This is a genomic window from Cylindrospermum stagnale PCC 7417, from assembly GCF_000317535.1.
Taxonomy (GTDB): domain Bacteria; phylum Cyanobacteriota; class Cyanobacteriia; order Cyanobacteriales; family Nostocaceae; genus Cylindrospermum; species Cylindrospermum stagnale.
Genome location: NC_019757.1, coordinates 4286954 through 4307866, shown reverse-complemented (window position 1 = coordinate 4307866; position 20913 = coordinate 4286954). Strand labels below are relative to the sequence as shown.

14 protein-coding genes are annotated in these 20913 nt (G+C 44.6%); 9 read left to right on the top strand and 5 right to left on the bottom strand.

Annotated elements, in window-relative coordinates; translation table 11 throughout:
• Positions 1-202 precede the first annotated feature (202 nt).
• The 8 genes from CYLST_RS18050 to CYLST_RS18015 all read left to right on the top strand — a co-directional run bounded on the left by CYLST_RS18050 (position 203) and on the right by CYLST_RS18015 (position 14774).
• Complete coding sequence (locus CYLST_RS18050) at positions 203-1126, top strand: energy-coupling factor ABC transporter permease (protein WP_015209161.1); 924 nt, start codon at positions 203-205, stop codon at positions 1124-1126.
• Entirely contained in the window at positions 1119-1787 is a 669-nt protein-coding gene (locus tag CYLST_RS18045) for an energy-coupling factor transporter transmembrane component T family protein (RefSeq protein ID WP_015209160.1), read from the top strand. Before CYLST_RS18050 ends, CYLST_RS18045 begins: the two co-directional genes overlap by 8 nt.
• A 23-nt stretch (positions 1788-1810) precedes the next feature.
• A complete protein-coding gene (locus CYLST_RS18040; protein ID WP_015209159.1) occupies positions 1811-2575 on the top strand; it encodes an energy-coupling factor ABC transporter ATP-binding protein in 765 nt (254 codons plus the stop codon).
• Between the two features lie 397 nt (positions 2576-2972).
• A complete protein-coding gene (locus CYLST_RS18035) occupies positions 2973-3452 on the top strand; it encodes a hypothetical protein (protein ID WP_015209158.1) in 480 nt (159 codons plus the stop codon).
• A gap of 63 nt (positions 3453-3515) precedes the next feature.
• Entirely contained in the window at positions 3516-10094 is a 6579-nt protein-coding gene (locus tag CYLST_RS18030; RefSeq protein ID WP_015209157.1) for a HAMP domain-containing protein, read from the top strand.
• Positions 10095-10354: 260 nt separating this feature from the next.
• Entirely contained in the window at positions 10355-12532 is a 2178-nt protein-coding gene (locus tag CYLST_RS18025; RefSeq protein WP_015209156.1) for a response regulator, read from the top strand.
• A 190-nt stretch (positions 12533-12722) separates the two neighbouring features.
• A complete protein-coding gene (locus CYLST_RS18020; protein WP_015209155.1) occupies positions 12723-13394 on the top strand; it encodes a DUF1361 domain-containing protein in 672 nt (223 codons plus the stop codon).
• Positions 13395-13607: 213 nt separating this feature from the next.
• Entirely contained in the window at positions 13608-14774 is a 1167-nt protein-coding gene (locus CYLST_RS18015; protein WP_015209154.1) for a baeRF7 domain-containing protein, read from the top strand.
• Positions 14775-15125: 351 nt separating this feature from the next.
• On the opposite strand, the gene CYLST_RS18010 is transcribed toward CYLST_RS18015, so the two are convergent.
• From CYLST_RS18010 to CYLST_RS18000, 3 genes are all read right to left on the bottom strand, one after another.
• Positions 15126-15908 carry a sulfite exporter TauE/SafE family protein gene (locus CYLST_RS18010; protein WP_015209153.1) on the bottom strand — a complete coding sequence of 261 codons (783 nt, stop codon included), beginning with the start codon at positions 15906-15908 and terminating at the stop codon, positions 15126-15128.
• Between the two features lie 40 nt (positions 15909-15948).
• The gene (locus tag CYLST_RS18005; RefSeq protein WP_015209152.1) at positions 15949-17253 is read right to left on the bottom strand and encodes a sulfite oxidase; all 1305 of its coding nucleotides are present in this window, start codon (positions 17251-17253) and stop codon (positions 15949-15951) included.
• Between the two features lie 196 nt (positions 17254-17449).
• Positions 17450-18904, bottom strand: a complete 1455-nt coding sequence (locus CYLST_RS18000; RefSeq protein ID WP_015209151.1) for an aminotransferase class V-fold PLP-dependent enzyme — start codon at positions 18902-18904, stop codon at positions 17450-17452.
• A 547-nt stretch (positions 18905-19451) separates the two neighbouring features.
• On the opposite strand from CYLST_RS18000, the gene CYLST_RS17995 reads away from it, so the two are divergent.
• Positions 19452-20051, top strand: a complete 600-nt coding sequence (locus CYLST_RS17995; protein ID WP_015209150.1) for a hypothetical protein — start codon at positions 19452-19454, stop codon at positions 20049-20051.
• Positions 20052-20292: 241 nt separating this feature from the next.
• On the opposite strand, the gene mazF is transcribed toward CYLST_RS17995, so the two are convergent.
• Both mazF and CYLST_RS17985 read right to left on the bottom strand, forming a co-directional pair.
• Positions 20293-20640, bottom strand: coding sequence for an endoribonuclease MazF (mazF, locus tag CYLST_RS17990; RefSeq protein ID WP_015209149.1), 348 nt, complete (start codon positions 20638-20640; stop codon positions 20293-20295).
• Positions 20634-20876, bottom strand: coding sequence for an AbrB/MazE/SpoVT family DNA-binding domain-containing protein (locus CYLST_RS17985; protein ID WP_015209148.1), 243 nt, complete (start codon positions 20874-20876; stop codon positions 20634-20636). The genes mazF and CYLST_RS17985 overlap by 7 nt, the downstream gene beginning before the upstream one ends.
• Positions 20877-20913 lie beyond the last annotated feature (37 nt).

Here is a 20913-nt window from a genome sequence, read left to right as displayed (position 1 = left end):
AAAATTAACAAAAATTAATATTTAAGAAAATAGGTATATTGTCTTAACGTATATTTTATTGCCAAGCCACCCTCAGTAACACTAGGAAATCCCCCAATAGGGCATTGCTTAAAAGGGGGAATTCTTGTTTGTTATTAATTTGATGCCGTAGTTTTGTAACTTAATTTTGTGTGAAGAAACACATGAAATACAGGGGGAGATCATGCATATTCCTGATGGATTTGTTTCGGTGCCGGTGGCAGCAGCTACTGGTTTAGCGAGTGTGGCAGCATTATTAATTGCATTTAGGCGATCGCAAGAAGCTTTTGGGATTCGTCGCGCCCCCGTACTGGGTTTAACCACCGCCTTTATATTTGCCGCGCAGATGGTCAATTTTCCGGTAGCCGGCGGCACCAGCGGTCACTTGTTGGGAGGTACCCTAGCAGCGATCGTCTTGGGTAGCCCTTGGGCGGGGATGTTGTGCATTGCCACAGTGTTAATTATTCAAGCTGTACTATTTGCCGATGGTGGCATTACAGCTTTGGGAGCGAATATTTTAAACATGGCAGTAGTTGGGGTTTGGGTTGGCTGGGTGTTAACCCAAACCTTACAACGGCTGTTTGGGGGAGCTAGAGGGCGGTTACCGCTGGCGGCAGGTATTGCGGCTGGCGTTAGTGTGGTAGTAGCATCCGTTGCTTGTGCCCTAGAGTTAGCCCTTTCTGGTACAGCACCAGTCAACATAGTTTTAGCAACTATGGCTGGTGTACATCTGCTAATTGGTATTGGGGAAGGGTTGATTACTGGTGGTGTGCTGACTTACTTAGCCACAGCACGACCAGATTTGTTACCAGGAGAGCAGCAGCAGTTTCGTGGCTGGTTGGTGCCTGTCGTCAGCATTATTCTAGTTGCCGGTGTGCTGTCGCTGTTCGCTTCGGCATGGCCTGACGGCTTGGAAAGGGTGGCGGAAAACTTAGGCTTTATTAAGTTAGCCGAGGAAGTGCGGGTAATTGTGCCCACGCCGTTAGCTGATTATGGGATTCAGGGTTTGGGCGAGATTGGTACTAGCATTGCTGGGCTGATAGGGGCGACGGTGTGCTTTGCTGTTGCTTTTGGGATTGCCAAAGTGATGAAACCGAAGAATGCTTAAAATTTCTTTGCCGTTACGCTTGCATCTGTCTTTAGTGATTGTGATTGGGGCAGCGTTGTTAAAGCATTATGCTTGGTCTAATTTAGCTGTGTATGGTGCGATCGCACTTTTTTGGGCCTGGCTACTGCGCGTCTCTATTCGCCAACTGGGGGGATTAATCGGTACGGAATTGATTTTTCTCTCATTGGTGGCTTTACCTTTGGGATGGGAGCGAGCTAGTTTTTTGCTAGTGCGATCGCTAATTTGTCTAATTGCGATGAATAGTTTTTTGTTAACTTTACCTCCTCACAGTTTTGGCATTGCTCTCAAAGGTTTACCAGTACCAGGGCCATTAAAAGAAAATTTGCTATTAGCTGGGCAATATTTAGAAATTTTGCTCTCAGAAGTCACGCGCATGCAACGCAGCGCTCAATTACGAGGTTTAAATGGTACGGGGGGATGGCTACGCTACGCTAGTGCTGCCATGATTGGTGCCCTATACCTCCGCAGTTTGGACAGGGCAGAGCGTGTTTACACCGCGATGATTGCTCGTGGTTACAACGGTGAATTACCCGTAGATTCGACCATTAGACCAAAAGAGCGTTTGGTTTTGTTAATAGCTGGGGCGATCGCCACTTGTTTAACCGTAAGCTCTTATTTTCAGAGTTTCGTTAAAATTTAACTTTGAATTTTGAGTGGTGAATCTTGACATCCTTAACTTCTAATCCCCAAAATTCCCTCTCTCACCCCTGCACTGCTGTGGTTGAGGTGCAAAACTTGGTGTATGCCTATTCCCAGCAAGAGCCGGTATTAAAAGAAATTTCCTTTACCTTGAAGAGAGGCGATCGCGTCGCTTTAATGGGTGCAACAGGATCAGGAAAAAGCACCTTGCTGGAAACCCTGATCGGTTTAAAACAACCACGTACCGGGGAAATTTGGATTAATGGCATCAAGGTGGCACCAAAAACCCTGCCCCAAATCCGGCAGCACATCGGCTTTGCTTTCCAAGATGCCAACGACCAACTGTTTATGCCTACCATCTTGGAAGACGTCACATTTGGCCCTCGTAACTACGGTGTGCCACCAGCAGTGGCAATTGATCGGGCGCGGCAATTGTTAGCTGATTTTGGTCTAGAAGCTTACGCCCACCGTTCTGCCCACGAACTTTCAGGGGGACAAAGACGCCTAGCCGCCCTAGCCGCGATTCTCGCCCTAGATCCGGCAATCCTGATTTTAGATGAGCCAACTAACGGACTTGATCCAGCATGGCGGCGACATTTGGCGCAAGTATTATTAAAGTTGTCCGTGCAGGTGATCCTCATTGCTTCCCATGACCTACATTGGCTAGGTAGAGTTACCCAACGTGCTTTAGTATTGTCTGGTGGTCAAATTCAAATAGACGGCGATATTCAACCACTTTTGCAAGATGGAAATACTTTAGACCAGTTAGGTTTGCCGATAGATTGGTAATTCTGCCAGAGAGAGCGGAAAGATACCTTCCGCTTTTTTTTTGCTCTAGAGTCATCCACAAAATAAATTATCCCCTAGGGGGATGACAAAAAGACCCTCCAACAGGTACCAAATATTTGAGATCCAACACATTTCATCTGAGTGAGGTAGACAAAGGCGGGCAAATCGGCTTACCCCACAAGACTTATAAGATTAAAATGTGTACTTGATTTACTTATAAAATGCTGTATTTTTAGAAGCACCAGTGGCGAAAACAGTTCCTACAGGAGACATTGTATCTATTTACCTACGCGATCCAGACGGTAATTTGATTGAAGTTTCTAATTGGTTAAAGTCAGATCGAAACTAGTTAAATATTGGTTAATATTATTTGGGTTTTACTGCTGTTGGGGTTTGGATGTTAGTTATATCTAAGTATATTGTTATTGCTCCTGTGAGCCTGAGTATCGCTTTGTTGGTTACTGGTTGCAGTGAGAGCAAAGTCTCCCAGTGTCAGCGCCTGGTTAAGGTGGTGAATGAAGGCACTTCTTTAATTGATACAAATAAAGGAAAGCAGGTAACAACCAGCTTGCAACTGTCTAAGGATTTAGAGACTGTTAACAAATCGATTAGGGAACTGAAGATCACAGATCCCAAGCTCCAAGAATTTCAAAGCAGTTTTGTCAAAGTATTTGATCATCTCAGTCAAGCGATCGCCATTGCGGCTAAGGCCCTTGGTACAGCGAAGACAGCAGAAGCCTCACCAGCAGGTAGAGAAAAAATCCAAAGTGCTAGAGCAGAAATAGACTCAGCACTAGCAGCAGCTAAAACTACTGGTAAGAAGTCTGATGGTCTAAGTAATCAGCTTAATCAGTACTGTAGCCAGACTACTAATTAATCATCTCCCAGCTTCTAGCCAGGGGATTCATCAAACACACAAAAACTTCTAAAGGATTAGGCTATGGCAACCGAACAGTTAACTAGAGATAGCGATAATCTAGATTTAAAACAGCTCCTGACAACGCTGACTGCTGTTAAACAAGGTGATTTTTCTGTTCGGATGCCCATAGACCAAACTGGACTGGCAGGGAAAATAGCCGATACGCTCAACGATATTATTGACCAGAATGAGCGCATGGCTACAGAGCTACAGCGGATTGGCAATGTTGTTGGCAAAGAAGGCAAGATCGCCGAACGTGCCTCTTTAGGAAATATTCGCGGTTCTTGGTCAGATTGTGTGAATTCTGTCAATACTCTAATTACAGATTTAGTGCAGCCAACAGCCGAAACTACTCGTGTGATCAGGTCTGTAGCCAACGGCGATCTATCCCAAACGATCGCGACAGAAATTGACGGCAGACGTCTCCAAGGAGAGTTTCTCCAAACTGCCAATATCGTTAACACAATGGTAGATCGCCTTGGTTCCTTTGCCTCAGAAGTGACACGAGTTGCTAGGGAAGTGGGAACCGAAGGCAAGCTGGGTGTGCAAGCAGAAGTTAAGGGAGTCGCTGGCACTTGGAAGGACTTGACCGACAACGTTAACTTGATGGCGGGTAATCTCACCGGACAAGTTCGCAACATTGCTGAGGTAGCAACAGCGATCGCCAATGGTGACCTTTCCAAAAAAATTACTGTCAACGTTAAAGGCGAAATTCTCGAACTAAAAAACACCGTCAACACGATGGTGGATCAGCTAAACTCTTTTGCATCGGAAGTGACGCGAGTTGCTCGTGAAGTGGGCACTGAAGGGAAGTTGGGCGTCCAAGCAGAAGTGCGCGGCGTCGCTGGTACTTGGAAAGACTTGACAGACAACGTGAACTTAATGGCAGGTAATCTTACAGCCCAAGTCCGGAATATTGCGGAAGTGACGACGGCAGTAGCGAACGGCGACCTCTCCAAAAAAATTACTGTTAATGTCAAAGGCGAAATTTTGGAGTTGAAAAACACCGTTAACATCATGGTGGATCAACTCAATTCCTTTGCATCGGAAGTGACGCGGGTTGCCCGTGAGGTGGGTGCAGAAGGAAAGTTGGGTGGTCAAGCGGAAGTTCGGGGGGTAGCGGGTACCTGGAAAGACTTAACCGATAGTGTCAATTTCATGGCGGGAAGCTTGACGGCACAAGTGCGAAATATTGCCGAAGTGACCACAGCAGTAGCTAACGGCGACCTTTCCAAAAAAATCACCGTCGATGTCAAAGGCGAAATTTTAGAACTGAAAAATACCATTAACACGATGGTAGATCAGCTGAACTCCTTTGCATCGGAAGTGACGCGGGTGGCGCGGGAGGTGGGAACAGAAGGTAAGCTGGGTGTGCAAGCGGAAGTCAGGGGGGTAGCGGGTACCTGGAAAGACTTAACCGATAACGTGAACTTAATGGCAGGTAATCTCACGGGGCAGGTGCGAAACATTGCCGAGGTGGCAACTGCGATCGCTAATGGCGACCTTTCCAAAAAAATCACCGTCGATGTGAGAGGCGAAATTTTCGAGTTAAAGAACACCATTAATATCATGGTGGATCAACTCAGTTCCTTTGCATCGGAAGTAACAAGGGTGGCGCGGGAAGTGGGCAGTGAAGGCAAGCTGGGAGTGCAAGCAGATGTTAAGGGCGTTGCTGGCACTTGGAAGGACTTGACCGACAGCGTGAACTTCATGGCGGGCAGCTTAACGGCACAAGTGCGGAATATTGCCGAAGTGACCACAGCCGTAGCCACCGGCGACCTTTCCAAAAAAATCACCGTTGATGTCAAAGGCGAAATTCTGGAGTTGAAAAACACGATCAACACAATGGTGGATCAACTTAATTCCTTTGCATCAGAAGTAACAAGGGTGGCGCGGGAAGTCGGAAGTGAAGGGAAGCTGGGCGTACAAGCAGATGTCCGGGGCGTGGCAGGCACTTGGAAGGACTTGACCGACAGCGTAAATTTCATGGCGGGCAGCTTGACGGCACAAGTGCGAAATATTGCCGAAGTGACCACAGCCGTAGCCACCGGCGACCTTTCCAAAAAAATCACCGTTGATGTCAAAGGCGAAATTCTGGAGTTGAAAAATACCATTAACACAATGGTGGATCAGCTGAATTCCTTTGCATCGGAAGTAACGCGGGTGGCGCGGGAAGTGGGAACTGAAGGTAAGCTGGGTGTGCAAGCAGAAGTCCAGGGGGTAGCGGGTACCTGGAAGGACTTGACCGATAACGTGAACTTAATGGCAGGTAACCTCACGGGGCAGGTGCGAAATATTGCTGAGGTGGCAACTGCGATCGCTAGCGGTGACCTTTCCAAAAAAATCACTGTTGCCGTTAAAGGCGAAATTCTGGAGTTGAAAAACACCATTAATATCATGGTGGATCAACTCAGTTCCTTTGCCTCAGAAGTGACGCGGGTGGCGCGGGAAGTGGGCAGTGAAGGCAAGCTAGGCGTACAAGCGGATGTCCGGGGCGTTGCTGGCACTTGGAAGGATCTCACCGACAGCGTGAATTTTATGGCGGGCAGCTTAACAGCCCAAGTGCGGAATATTGCCGCAGTCACCACAGCCGTAGCCAACGGCGACCTTTCCAAGAAAATCTCAGTTGATGTCAAAGGCGAAATTTTAGAGTTGAAGAACACTGTCAACACGATGGTGGATCAACTGAATTCCTTTGCATCGGAAGTAACGCGGGTGGCGCGGGAAGTGGGAACCGAAGGTAAGTTGGGTGTGCAAGCAGAAGTTAAGGGGGTGGCAGGTACTTGGAAGGATCTCACCGACAGCGTGAACTTCATGGCGGGCAGCTTAACGGCACAAGTCCGGAACATTGCCGAAGTCACCACAGCAGTAGCTAACGGCGACCTTTCCAAAAAAATCACCGTTGATGTTAAAGGCGAAATTCTGGAGTTGAAAAATACCATTAACACAATGGTGGATCAGCTGAATTCCTTTGCATCGGAAGTAACGCGGGTAGCGCGGGAAGTGGGAACTGAAGGTAAGTTGGGTGTGCAAGCTTATGTTAGGGGAGTTGCTGGCACCTGGAAAGATTTAACCGACAACGTGAACTCGATGGCGGGGAACTTGACGGCACAGGTGCGGAACATTGCCGAAGTTACCAAAGCGGTGGCGAATGGCGACCTCTCTAAGAAAATTACCGTTGATGTTAAAGGCGAAATTTTGGAGTTGAAAGACACCATCAACACAATGGTGGATCAACTTAGTTCCTTTGCATCGGAAGTAACGCGGGTGGCGCGGGAAGTGGGAACTGAGGGGAAATTGGGCGGTCAAGCGCAAGTGCAAGGTGTCGCCGGCACTTGGAAAGATTTGACCGACAACGTGAACTCGATGGCGGGGAACTTGACGGCACAAGTGCGCGGTATCGCCAGAGTTGTAACAGCGGTTGCTAATGGTGACTTGAAACGGAAACTGATGCTGGATGCCAAGGGAGAAATTGAAACCTTGGCAGAGACAATCAACGAGATGATTGATACCCTAGCCACCTTTGCTAATCAAGTGACAACAGTAGCCAGGGAAGTGGGCATTGAAGGTAAGTTGGGCGGTCAAGCCAGAGTGCCTGGGGCTGCTGGGACTTGGAAAGATTTGACAGATAACGTTAACGAACTCGCTGCCACTCTCACTACTCAGTTAAGAGCGATCGCAGAAGTGGCTACCGCTGTGACGAAGGGTGATTTAACCCGCTCGATTGCTGTTGAGACCCTAGGTGAAGTGGCAATCCTTAAAGACAACATCAACCAGATGATTGCCAACCTGCGGGAAACAACCCAGAAAAACACCGAACAAGATTGGTTAAAAACTAACCTAGCCAAGTTTACCCGGATGCTGCAAGGTCAGCGAGACTTGGAAACCGTATCCAAACTAATTCTTTCGGAATTGGCACCGCTGGTGGGAGCGCAACAAGGCGTATTCTACTTAATGGACAGTGGAGACAATTCGGTATATCTCAAACTGCTTAGTAGCTACGCTTACCGCGAACGTAAGCATCTGGCTAACCGCTTCTACTTGGGTGAAGGACTAGTCGGACAATGCGCTTTGGAAAAAGAGCGAATTCTGCTGACGGAAGTACCGAGTGATTATGTGAAAATCGGTTCTGGTTTAGGAGAATCAACCCCACTCAATGCCGTAGTGTTACCTGTGCTATTTGAAGGACAAGTGACAGCGGTGATTGAATTAGCTTCTTTCCGCCGCTTTAGCGAGATTCATTTGACATTCTTCGATCAACTCACCGAAAGTATCGCGATCGTCTTGAATACGATCGCGGCTTCGATGCGGACTGAAGAACTGCTCAAGCAGTCCCAGTCTTTGGCAGAGGAACTGCAAACCCAGCAAAGCGAACTCAGAGAAACCAACAAGCGCTTAGAACAACAAGCCCAATCACTCAAAACCTCTGAGGATTTATTAAAGGGACAGCAAGATAAGTTACAACAAACCAACGCCGAGTTAGAAGAAAAGGCAGATTTGTTAGCGCTGCAAAAAAAAGAAGTCGAGCGCAAAAATCAAGAAATTGAACATGCAAGAAGGTCTTTAGAAGAAAAGGCCGAACAACTAGCACTCTCGTCAAAATACAAGTCTGAGTTTCTCGCTAATATGTCCCATGAACTGCGGACACCGCTAAACAGCTTGTTGATTTTGGCTAGGCTGTTAGCAGATAACGTCGAGAGCAATCTCACCAGCAAGCAAGTAGAGTATAGCCGCACAATTTACTCAGCAGGTACTGACCTTTTGGCGCTGATCAATGACATTCTCGATCTGGCCAAAATCGAATCTGGGACTATGTCAATTAACATGACCCAGATGCTGTTGACAGAATTGGGCGACCATATTGAGCGTACCTTCCGGCAAGTAGCTCAAGACAAGAAGCTCTCCTTCTCAATTGAATTGGCTCCTGAATTACCTAGAACTATCTATACAGACTCGAAACGCTTACAACAAGTCCTGAAAAATCTGCTCTCCAATGCTTTTAAATTTACAGAGAGTGGAGAGGTAAACTTGCGAATTGAAGTAGCAAAGCAGGGGTGGAGCCTCAACCAGGAAACTTTAAATCGCGCCCAGATAATTATCGGCTTCTCAGTCAGGGATACCGGGATTGGCATTGCCCCCGACAAGCAAAAGGTGATTTTCGAGGCGTTTCAGCAAGCCGATGGCACTACCAGTCGTAAATATGGCGGCACCGGATTGGGCTTGTCAATTAGCCGCGAAATTGCCCGCCTCTTTGGCGGAGAAATTAAACTTGTTAGTAGTCCCGGTCAAGGTAGCACGTTTACTTTCTATCTGCCGCAATTCAGTTCTGAGCTGGGAATGCTGAGTTATGAGTCTAGAACGGAACTTCTCAGTAATGCTTCTGCCGCAGCAGTCCTGAATGACGATCGCACTGCTATTGAAGAAGGCGATCATGTGCTACTGATTGTCGAGGATGATATTCACTTTGCACGGATTCTGCTCGATATAGCGCGGCAGAAAGGATTCAAGGTGATAGCCGCTCAAAACGGCAGAGTCGGTTTAACCCTAGCACAGGAATACCAGCCTTCAGGGATTTTGCTGGATGTGCGGTTGCCAGAGATGGATGGTTGGACGGTGTTGGATCGTTTGAAGCATGACCCAAACACGCGTCATATTCCCGTACACATCATGACAGTTGAAGAAGGACGACAACGCAGTTTAGAACTGGGAGCGATCGCATATGTGCAAAAACCCGTAACTAGCGAGACCGTATCTGAGGCATTGAATAAAATTAAAGGTTTTGTTCAGCGGCGGGTAAAAGATTTGCTCGTAGTCGAAGACGACGATCATCAGCGGCGGAGCATTATCGAGCTGATCGGCAGCAACGATGTGACGATCACTGCTGTTGACACTGGTGCAGCAGCTTTAGCAGCGATTCGTACTCAGCTTTTTGATTGTCTTGTCCTCGATTTAGGACTACCGGATATGACCGGGTTTGAACTGATTGAGCAGATCAAGCAAGACCCCAACGGCGAAGCTTTACCAATTATCGTCTACACCAGTAGGGAAATTTCCCCAGCCCAAGAAACTGAACTCAAGCGAATAGCGGAAACAATCATCGTCAAAGACGTGCGAACTCCTGAACGTCTCCTCGATGAAACAGCATTAGTTCTGCACCGCATTCAGGCAGATTTACCTGAACCCAAGCGTCAACTGCTGGAACAACTGCACTCAACAGACTGCTCCCTCGCTAGCAAGAAAGTGCTGATCGTAGACGACGATATCCGCAACATCTTCGCCCTTACCAGTATGCTGGAGCGCTATCAAATGCAGGTTGTATATGCTGAAAACGGCAGAGAAGGCATTAGGGTATTAGAAAATACACCAGATATTGATGTCGTGTTGATGGATGTGATGATGCCAGAAATGGATGGTTACGAAACAACGCAACTAATTCGCGAAAATGCCCGATTTAAATCTTTGCCGATCATTGCACTGACCGCTAAAGCTATGCTCGGCGATCGCGAAAAGTGTCTTGAAGCCGGGGCATCAGATTACATCACCAAACCCGTAGATATCGAACAGTTACTTTCACTCTTGCGGGGTTACCTGTATCGGTAAATCCTGATGTAGTCCGTTAGAAATCAGCAGCAATCCAGATTCTGACTCCCGACTGCCTTAGTTGAAATTTCTAACTTTAGATAGTTGTAATCGTCCATCTTAAAGGTAGAAAGTATCTACACAGATGTACTCCCACAGTGATGCCAGCATACAATGTGGGCAGCGATCGCGACTCCCCGTATCTCGTTGGACATTAATCGAGCTTTGCTTATACTAAAAGCTAAACAGCGTTTTCCCTTATCCGAAAACAGAACTCTTCTATGGCATTTGACGCGAAAGTAAACATCCTACTGGTTGATGATCACTCAGAAAATCTGCTGGCTTTAGAGGCGATCCTTCAGAGCCTTGGTCAGAATCTAGTCAGAGCGACGTCGGGTGCCCAAGCTCTGAGATGCCTGCTCAGTCAAGATTTTGCCGTAATTTTACTCGACGTTCAAATGCCAGATATGGATGGATTTGAAACGGCAACCCTAATTCGACAGCGAGAGCGATCGCACTTTACCCCGATAATTTTCTTGACAGCATTCAGTACTAGCGATTCAATGGTGTTTAAAGGGTATTCTCTAGGAGCCGTAGACTACCTGTTCAAGCCACTTGACTCGGAAATATTGCGATCTAAGGTAGCAGCCTTTGTCGATTTGTTTCAGAAAACGGCGGAGGTAGAACGACAAGCAGCTGAACTAATGGCAGTCAATGCCCAACTGAGAAAAAGCGAAGAACAGTTTCGCTCTTTAAGTGCTTGCTCACCTGTGGGAATTTTTTTAACAGATATAGCAGGACGTTGTACTTACACAAATCCTCGCTACCAAAGTATTTTAGGTCTCAATCCTACGGAAAGTTTAGCAGCGGATTGGTGGCAATCACTTTATCCAGAAGACCAACCACAAGCACTTGCCGAGTGGTTTATCTGCATCCGCGAAGGTAGGGAATACTCCCGTGAATTTCGGATACTGACGCCAGCAGGAATTTTGCGTTGGGTAAGTTTACGCTCATCACCGATGTTTTCTGATCAAGGGGAAGTTGTGAGTTATGTGGGCACAATAGAAGACATTAGCGATCGCCAGCAAGCTGAAGAAGAACGCACTAAATTGATCCGTGAGCAAGCAGCACTCAAAGAGGCAAAAGCAGCAAACCGGATGAAGGATGAGTTTTTAGCTACCCTTTCTCACGAACTCCGCACACCCCTAAACTCAATACTAGGTTGGTCTAAACTACTCCGCAATCGCAAATTAGATCCCAAAGCCATTACACGCGCTTTAGAAACAATTGAACGCAATGCACTTTTGCAAGAACAACTTATAGAAGACATTTTGGACGTCTCACGCATTATTCGCGGCAAGTTATATTTGAATCTCTGCTCAATCAACTTAGTCTCTGTGATTGAAGCAGCAGTAGATACTGTCCGGCTTCAAGCTGAAGCTAAAAATATTCTCTTTAATTTTTTAATTGTCTCCACCGACACAGCAAAACCGAAGACAATAACGCTACAAGACAAGGAAGAATTTACTCCTTCGGTACCCCCATCTTCCTCCTCTTTCGCCGTCTCCCTCGCCCCCCCAAGCTTACCTTTTCTCGTCTCAGGTGATCCAGACCGCTTGCAGCAAGTTGTCTGGAATTTACTTACTAATGCCATCAAGTTCACAGCCGAAGGTGGTCGAGTAGAAATTAAGCTATCAGCTGTAAGTCATCCGGAAACACAACAAACAGCCCAAAGCTACGCTCAGATCCAGGTGAGTGATACAGGTATTGGCATCAAACCAGATTTTCTAGCATATGTTTTTGACCGCTTCCGTCAAGCTGATGGCAGCACAACCAGAACTCAAACTGGATTGGGACTAGGGCTAGCGATCGCTCGTCATTTGGTAGAACTGCATGGGGGAAGCATCCATGCAGACAGTCCTGGTGAAGGACTGGGAGCGACATTTACTGTGAAGTTACCCCTTTTAAATGTAGAAGATAGTCTACCCGTTGAAGAGTCTAGCTTGACCAAACAAACAGAGGCAACCTTAGAGCCAAATTCTCCTAAACTCCTCCATCCATTACCCCTTGATAATTTGCTGGTGCTGGTTGTGGATGACGATCCTGATACAAGACATTTCCTCACCATCGCCCTAGAAGAGTCTGGGGCTAGGGTAACGGCGGTTGATTCGGTTGATCAGGCACTCTCAAAAATTCAACAATACCCGCCAGATATATTAATTAGTGATATTGGCATGCCCACAGAAGATGGTTATACATTGATCCGCAGACTGAGACGCCTCGAAGCAGAACAAGGAAGCCAGATTCCAGCTATTGCCTTAACGGCCTATGCCAGAGAGGAAGATTCCACAGAAGCGCTAGCCGCAGGCTTTAATATGTATGCCTCTAAGCCAGTTGAATTAACGACATTGATTAATATGGTAACAAAACTGGTGGGACGAAATTGCCATGTAGAGTAAGTGCCTTAACGTGAGTTGTGGGAATATCCACCCTGAGGGCGGGGAAAATTTTAAATTATTAGTCTAATTGCTTGACAAATTTGGCAGTAGCCACAGTCATTGTTTAGCATAGAAAACAGAAAGCTCCTAGGTTTCGGTTAACACCCAATAGCCAAGCCATATCAATCACACATCTTGCGAGTAAGCATTTATGAAAGAAGAATTGATTGAACTCATAGCCAGAGTTGTGCAGGTCTTGCGAATTAATATGAATTGGATGACCTGGAATCTATTTCTGGCTTTTATACCTTTAGTTTTGAGTGTTTGGCTGTTTCGCATCAGACGCAACCGCTCTTGGCTTTGGTGGCTAGGATTCCTAGTTTTCTACGCTTTTTTACCAAATGCACCTTATTTGTTGACTGATGTAATCCACCTGATAGACGACATTCGCCAAATCCAATCTGTGTGGGTGATTACCTTAGTGCTAATTCCTGTCTATCTGCTAGTAATTCTGGCAGGATTTGAAGCTTACGTCATATCTTTAATAAATTGGGGTTACTACTTACACCGCATCGGCAAAAGCCAATGGATTTTATGGATGGAGTTAATTACCCATGCTCTTTCTGCTGTAGGTATTTATTGGGGGCGGTTTTTACGTTTTAATAGTTGGGATTTTATTACTCAACCAGATGCCGTGCTGACTAAAGGTGTCGAGGAAATTCTTGGTAAACAACCTTTGGTAATTATCGCTGTCACCTTTGTCGTCCTTGCCAGTTTGTACTGGATTATGAAACGAGTGACTTTGGGTTTTGTGAGACAACCACAGAATGGTATAGGTATTAATTCACAGCAAGCTAATCCACACACCCCGAACGCTGGATAATTGAATATTTTTTGACCAAATACCAACTTATATAACTATCCGCTGCAAAATTAGCAATTAATCTATGTCTATACCCGTCTCATAATCCATCTAAAGGAGGGAATATGCAGCGGGTAATTTCTTATCAAAAGAAAGATGCAGCTTCACCACGTCAGGATTTGAAATAAATATAGATTGTTTAACTTTAATTGACGTGGTTCGGAATTTAATTTTATGGCACTATTATCTATTGATGAACTCAAAACTTTAGTAGAAAATCCCCAACCCCCATGCGTCTCTCTATATATGCCTACGCAAAAAGCCGGGCCAGAGATTCGCCAAAATCCCATTCGCTTCAAAAACTTAATCCGTGAAGCTGAAGAACGCTTGGATACAATCGGGATTCACCACACTGAGGCAGCAAATTTTCTCCAGCCAGCCTTGGAACTTGATACAACCGATTTCTGGGAACACCAAGACCACGGGTTAGTAATTTTACTATCTCAAAATGTATTTCGTTACTATTGTCTGCCGATTGAGTTTCCAGAATTAGTTGTTGTTAGTGAGCAATTTCACCTCAAGCCGCTACTACCTCTAATTCACAATGACGGAAATTTTTATATTTTGGCTTTGAGTCAAAAAAATGTCAGGTTTTTTCAGGGAACGCGCTACAGTCTCAATGAAGTAGAGGTAGAAAAAATGCCGAAGAGTCTAGAAGAAGCTCTTCAAGAAGATGATTTCCAAAAAGGGGTACAGCACCGAATCGCTACATCCAAAGGAGGAACCGCTAATCCTTTTCAACAACCTGGTGAATTTCACGGACAAGGGAGTCCTGATAGGGATAAACACCAAGAACATATCCTGCAATTTTGTCATGCTATTGATGCGGCATTACATGAAAAATTGCGGGAAGAAAAATCGCCTTTGGTATTAGCTGGTGTCGAGTATTTGTTCCCGATTTACCAAGAGGCAAATACTTATCTCAATTTGCTAGAAAATGGCATTACTGGTAGTCCAGAAATGCTGAATTCGGAAGAATTGCGTGATCAGACTTGGCAAATTGTCGAACCTTTATTTCACCAAGACCAAGAAGCTGCGATCGCACTTTACCAGCAACTAGCTGGAATGGGTGATAGTAGAGCCTCTAGAGATATCAACGAAATTATTTCTGCTGCTTATTATCAAAGAATTGATTCTTTATTGGTGCCAGTAGGACAGCAAATTTGGGGTAAATTTAATCCAGAAACAATGACTGTAGACTTACACCGAGAACCAGAACCAGATGATCAAGATATGTTAGATTTTGCCGCTATCCATACGCTATTAAATGGTGGCAAAGTTTACGCCCTTGAGCCAGAAGAGATACCAAACGGTGTAACAGCAGCAATTTATCGTTATTGATAATTACTGTGGTAGGCAACAAAGCCGTAGTGTGCGTTCCCTAACGCACAATCTATAGGACTTTGAATACATAAAACCGATAATCAAATTTACCATTTTTTGTCAATGCGTAATACCATTTCTCTTAAAGCTTGATAGATATGATTGATCTTAGCCCCCGCTTTCCAAGGGAAGTTGGGGGAATCTTATTTGTTTCAACCTTATAGGGAATTGATATGAGGAATGAACCCTATAGCGATCCTAAATAAGATGAACTCAAATAGGATTGCTATAACACCTGTATTCTTTAGCTGGGCTTGTGCTGCCCTTAACCCTGACTACGATTCTTCTTAACTGAACCGTCGTGATTTCCTATATTGAGCTTTGATAATTTATCCAGGCTTCCCAAAAGATATAGATTGATAGTATACCTAAGAAAATGCGAAGCACAAGGCTAATAACAGAATCTGCTAGTTTTGGCAATGTGCGAGCACTTATCTGAACGCCAAAAAGACCTCCACATCCCAAAACTATACCTTGAGAAAACAGAATATTTCCCTCTAATGTATGTCCTGTGCAGGCAGCTAGCGCAGTAATGACAATCACACCTAGACTTGTCTGGATTGCTACTTTAATTTCTTCTCCCAGTAATAGTATTTGCAGCGGCACCATAATCGTACCCCCACCTAAGCCAAACAAGCCTGCTAAAATTCCTGCTGCTCCCCCAGTGCCAAGTTTAGCAAGCAATGGGTTAAATGCTGGTGCTGTATTATCTTCTTCTTTAAAAGCCAGTTGCTTGCGAAGGTCTATCAAATAAATATTAGCGAGTAGTATTAGTCCAAATGTAAATAGTATGATGTGGGGGGGGATTTTATTGGCGAAATAGACTCCTATTCCAGTAGTCAAGAAAGCTGGAATTCCTAAATAAATTACTCGTTTAAAGTCAAAATAGCCCATCCACCAATTCTGTAAACTTCCGGAAATTGAAGTAATCACAATAGCTAGGCTACTAGTAGCGATCGCTTGAACAGGTGTGTAACCTAGTGTGACTAAAAGAGGAATTGTGATTATACCGCCACCTATTCCTAAAAGTCCCGCTATGACTCCAGATATTAGACCCCCAGTCACTAAAATCAACCAACCAAAATCAGTCATAAATAGGTCTTTGTGAAATTAAGTTTGATATTGAGGCTGACTAACCTTGTACCTTCACCGGATGACTAACAACGCCTCCGTACAGCAATCCAAAATCATTCCACGGAGAGATACTCGGTTGTGTGTTGCCCAAGTTGTCAGTAGCACGAGCTTGGATAAAATACTCCCCAGGCACTACATCCCATTCAATGTCCCACCTCACCCATGCAAAGGGAAAATTTGGTTCTCTCAATCGGGCAAATTGCCAGGTTTTGCCGCCATCTAAGCTGACTTCCACTTGCACAATCTTTCCTTTCCCAGACCAAGAACGTCCGCGCAGTAGGTAGTTTCCAGCAGAAAGCGTAGCTGGCCAAGCCAATTCAAAGGCGCTCTTAACATTTTGGTATGTAATCAGCTTGCCTTTATACGGAGAAATAGCTGGGTAATCAGCACCAGTCAGCACCATCTGCTCCATTACCCACTGGGTATATATCGGTGTTTGGGAAACCTCAATCCGTTCAATCCACTTAACATTGGCATTTCCTGCCCAACCGGGAAATAAAACACGACATGGTTGACCGTGATCTGGAGGCAGTGGTTCTCCGTTCATGGCGTAGACGAGGAGCGAGTTATCTGCTAATGCCTTTGTAATAGGAACAACACTGCTAAACTTGGACTTCTTCGTCCCCTTTGAGTCCAGCGAATCTAAATCTGCTCCCTCAACTAGTACATCTCTGGCAGTAGATTTAAGTCCAACTCGCTCAAACAATATGCTCAGTGGTACACCAGTCCACTCAGCTACGCCAATAGCACCTAACCTCCACCGCGTTCCAGAAAGTGGTGTGTTGTAAGCGTCTTCAAAGAAGCGCCGACCATTGGCAGCACACTCAATGGCGCAAGTGACTGAGATTGATGGCATGGTAACGATTTCATCGTAAGTAAATTCACGTGGGGCAGAAACGCCAGTTCCCTCAATCCGCAAACGCCAAGTAGATGGGTCAAAAGGGGGCGGTGCATTGCGGTTGTGAACATAGAACCAATCGTTTGGCACTATGTAGCCACGCTTATACATCGCTTCCCAGTTCATTTCTAATGTGCCTTTGCTATGAGAGATATACCCTGGTGGCGGTGGCTTACGTATGTTGCTGTTCTTGGGTTTAAAGCCAGAAGTCACATTTGACATTGCCCCGCTGTGAGCCGGTGCTGGTCTAGCTAACTCCCCAATAGCTGTTGCTCCAACCATAGTGGCTAGTATTTGCAGAAAGCGCTGGCGAGAAATACCCGCATCTTTGCTTTTTTGCCAAATATACTCATCAACTCGTGCCTTTAGGTAATCCTCCTGATCAAAAAGGTTTTTATCGCTCAAGCTTTTACCCCCTTGTAATTAAATATGTTTAGGCAGCAAAAGGGTTAAAAGTATGCTTCTGCTACCTGGTATTCTCAACAAATATAGGTTTTAGCGTGAAGCTGACAATGCCTGATGCCATTTCGCCCAATATCTGAGACAAATCAGAAGTTAGTGGCTAATTAAAGTGAAATGGTATTAAAAAGGGTGAGACTACCTACCTGTCTATTACAGTCCAAATACCAGTTGTCTGATCTTGTTTGTAGTAGGGTAAATAGTGATTAACGCCGTTCTGGGCTATTTCCGCGATCGCGCCGATGAAGCGATCGCAGTCTTCAAGTGTGTTGTACACAGCAAAGCTTGCCCGGATAATGCTAGGAATGTTACGGGTAATACCCCTATCTACTTGTCTGGCAATCTCGCTGTCTTGCTCGTCGGAAATATTCTTGAGTTTGCGAATGTATTCATAAGTGCAGAAAGCCCCAGATCGAAGCCCAATCCCGTATTCTTGTGCTAAAATTTCTGCCACCAAGCGGCCGTCAAACTCATTAATATCAAAGGGGATAACATGGGCTAAATTATCTCCAGGGATATGTACTTTAACACCAGGAATACCTTGAAGCCGTTGGAAGGTGAGTTCAACGAGATGGTGTTCGTACTCAGCAATTCGCTCACGTCCAAGCGCTTCTATGATTTGAATCGCTTTTGCTATGGCGATCGCACCCATTGCGTTCGGTGTTCCCGGATCATGCGCCCGTTCTGTATAAAAACGTTTGATTTCTAGGTTTCTGGTGATATAAGGCAGGTTTCCACCGCCGATTTGATAGGGGTAGCAGCTATCAAAAAACTCCTTCGGTCCCAGTAAAACCCCGGTTCCATAAGGGGCATACATCTTGTGTCCAGAGAAAGCCACAAAATCTAAATGACAGGGGTCATCATCTGCACGCATATCTACCCGCTCATGCTGAATTAACTGACACACGTCAGCAAATATTTTGGCGCCATACCGATGTGCTAAAGCTGCGATTTCATAAATCGGGGGTCTATAACCTGTAATTGTTGAGGCACCTGTAATGGTCAATAACTTGATTTGTTCAGCTTCGGGGAGATTTTGGTGTGCTTTGAAGATATCTTCAATTTCCGCGATCCTTACACTTCCGTCTGGCTGGGTTCTGTATTGCACAATTTGGTCTTTAGTTACCCAAGGCAGCAAGTTTGAAGAATGTTCAATGTCAGAGACTAAGATTTTGCCAGGTCTTGCTGCCCATAGTGTGGCAGCTCCATTAATTGCTTCTGTCGTGTTCTTTGCAAAGATGACATAGTTCTGGGAAGATGACCCGACAAAGTCCCGAATTATGTCTCTGCTAGCGTCATATTCTCGTGTCGTGATGATAGACTTTTGCCCAGAGCCTCGATGCACGCTACCGTAGGAGTCAAGCATCTCATCGACGTACTGCTTAAGGGCTGCAAAGGGAGTTGTTGTGGCTCCATTATCTAAGTTGACGTACTTGACATCTTTTCCGTTAAGAGTTTTCACTCTGAAAATTAGAGACTCATCTGTGAATAAGGGTCTGATTTCTTGGTGCCAAAAACTGTCAATATTTTCCACAAACAACGGCAATTGTGGAGGTTCTTGCTTCTTGTTCGTGCTTTGTACAAGTACTTCAGTCATGTTTAGTACCCCTGGTTGCAATTTTTAATTTTTGGACAAACGTAACTACCGCACCGCTTTATCGGTACAACAGTTACGTTGTCTGCCACTGAAGCTTGGTATTTAAAACTACTTTTTGACGGATAAAATACGGTATTTCCTATGATTCTTTATTAAAAACTCAAAAAATGTAACCGTAAACACACTTATTTATAAAAATTTCATACCTAAGACTTACTTCCGCATTCACATAAAGCTAAGTACGTATATTATGGGTTCTGAATCTGTCTACCCTATATCACCTTTGGGCACACTGGGCGTCGCGCTTAGGGAGGAATTAAAAATGAAGAACCACCAAAATTTGAGATCATGATGCTACGGCTACACTGATCGTAGACATCGTACTGTCAGTAGTATTTGCCACTCTTAGAAAGATAGAATTTTAACAGTAGTTAAGGATAAAATAGTAATTACCTGCGTATAACATTCAGGATTACATCACGCCTTAAAAAATAATTTTCAATTATTAAAAATCCAATCTACACTAAAAAATAACGAGGTAATCTAAATGGCTTATAGTGACTTTACCTTGAGTAAGTTTAAAAAGAATTTCAATATTCATCTTGTTGAAGAAATTGATTTGTTTGCTAATATTGAACCTCTCCAATTCAGTGAGCAACTAAAAAGTAACTTAGAAGAAACTACTGAACTAGCATTAGCAATTAATACTGAAAAAGCGCGTTCTGAAATGATTATTACGCCTATTTTGTTGGAGGTAAGGCGTAAGGCTAATTATCAGATTAGTTTATTTTCAGGAACCGAGTTTAATGTTGATGCTGAAAAGGGGCTAAATGGTTATTGTGATTTTGTTATTAGTCGTTCTAAGGAACAGTTAACAATTAATGCACCTGTAATGATTATTGTGGAAGCGAAGAATGAAAACATTAAAGGCGGTTTGGGGCAATGTATGGCAGCAATGTTAGCAGCACAGTTATTTAATCAACAGGAAGGTAATGAAATTAAAACTATTTATGGGGCAGTGACGACAGGGGATATTTGGAAATTTTTGAAGTTAGAAGGATCTGATGTGTTTATTGATTTAAATAATTATTATATTAAGGAGTTAAATAAGATTTTAGGTATTTTGTGTCAAGGAATTCGGGGATAAAAACTGTTTTTAACTAATATTTTGAATTAAAATAATGTTCGTCCGTTCGATATGATGGTGCATTGCGCCTGTGCGACAACGCACCCCACAATATCCCTGCGCTCGTACTGTGCTAGTTTGTTAGACTGCCAGTTAGAAGATAACTCAAAATCATTTGAATACCCTGAACAGCCAAATAAATTAGCGTAATAGAACTTTAGTTTCACTGAGTCTTAAGCTGCTGGCAACTGTTTAATGCTTTTCATAGCAATAGTGGCTCAATTTTGGCTTGTACTTCCTCAATCACACTTTCTGGTACTGACTCAACAAATTGAACACCACGAGATTTCCAGTCTAAACACTTAATCTGGTCTGCGAGAATAACGCCCTGAATTTTCAATGCAGATGGCAAAAGAACTTCAAAAGGATACCCTTTTTCTTGCTTCGTGATAGGCATAAATAAAGCTAGAGAGGTTTTCTCGTTATATCCAATAGGCGAGATCACAAAAGCTGGTCTATGCCCCCTCTGCTCATGCCCCTTTGTTGGATCGAAGTCCAAGTAAACGATATCTCCCCGACTTGGAATATATAGATTTGCTTGTGCTACCAAACTTCATTTCCTACAGCTATTCCACTATCAATCTCACTATGCAGATTCTCCGGTGTGATTCCCTTGATTAGCTCGTCAAGGGAGTAGCGCTTTCGATTTCTCGGCTTCATCACTAGAGTTCCATCTGCCACACGAATATCTATCTCCACTCCTTCGGCTAAATGGATCTCTTTTGCTAAATTCTGTGGAATACGAATAGCAAGACTATTTCCCCACTTTGCAACAGTCGCAACCATAGTCTGAATCTCCATCCAGCGAAACAGTTGTTCATAC

What these genes read in the sequence shown, in the direction of transcription:
- CYLST_RS18050 (WP_015209161.1), top strand. Translation starts at nt 203, where the DNA reads ATGCATATTCCTGATGGATTTGTTTCGGTGCCGGTGGCAGCAGCTACT.
- CYLST_RS18045 (WP_015209160.1), top strand. Translation starts at nt 1,119, where the DNA reads ATGCTTAAAATTTCTTTGCCGTTACGCTTGCATCTGTCTTTAGTGATT.
- CYLST_RS18035 (WP_015209158.1), top strand. Translation starts at nt 2,973, where the DNA reads ATGTTAGTTATATCTAAGTATATTGTTATTGCTCCTGTGAGCCTGAGT.
- CYLST_RS18030 (WP_015209157.1), top strand. Translation starts at nt 3,516, where the DNA reads ATGGCAACCGAACAGTTAACTAGAGATAGCGATAATCTAGATTTAAAA.
- CYLST_RS18025 (WP_015209156.1), top strand. Translation starts at nt 10,355, where the DNA reads ATGGCATTTGACGCGAAAGTAAACATCCTACTGGTTGATGATCACTCA.
- CYLST_RS18020 (WP_015209155.1), top strand. Translation starts at nt 12,723, where the DNA reads ATGAAAGAAGAATTGATTGAACTCATAGCCAGAGTTGTGCAGGTCTTG.
- CYLST_RS18015 (WP_015209154.1), top strand. Translation starts at nt 13,608, where the DNA reads ATGGCACTATTATCTATTGATGAACTCAAAACTTTAGTAGAAAATCCC.
- CYLST_RS18010 (WP_015209153.1), bottom strand. Translation starts at nt 15,908, where the DNA reads ATGACTGATTTTGGTTGGTTGATTTTAGTGACTGGGGGTCTAATATCT.
- CYLST_RS18000 (WP_015209151.1), bottom strand. Translation starts at nt 18,904, where the DNA reads ATGACTGAAGTACTTGTACAAAGCACGAACAAGAAGCAAGAACCTCCA.
- CYLST_RS17995 (WP_015209150.1), top strand. Translation starts at nt 19,452, where the DNA reads ATGGCTTATAGTGACTTTACCTTGAGTAAGTTTAAAAAGAATTTCAAT.
- CYLST_RS17985 (WP_015209148.1), bottom strand. Translation starts at nt 20,876, where the DNA reads ATGGTTGCGACTGTTGCAAAGTGGGGAAATAGTCTTGCTATTCGTATT.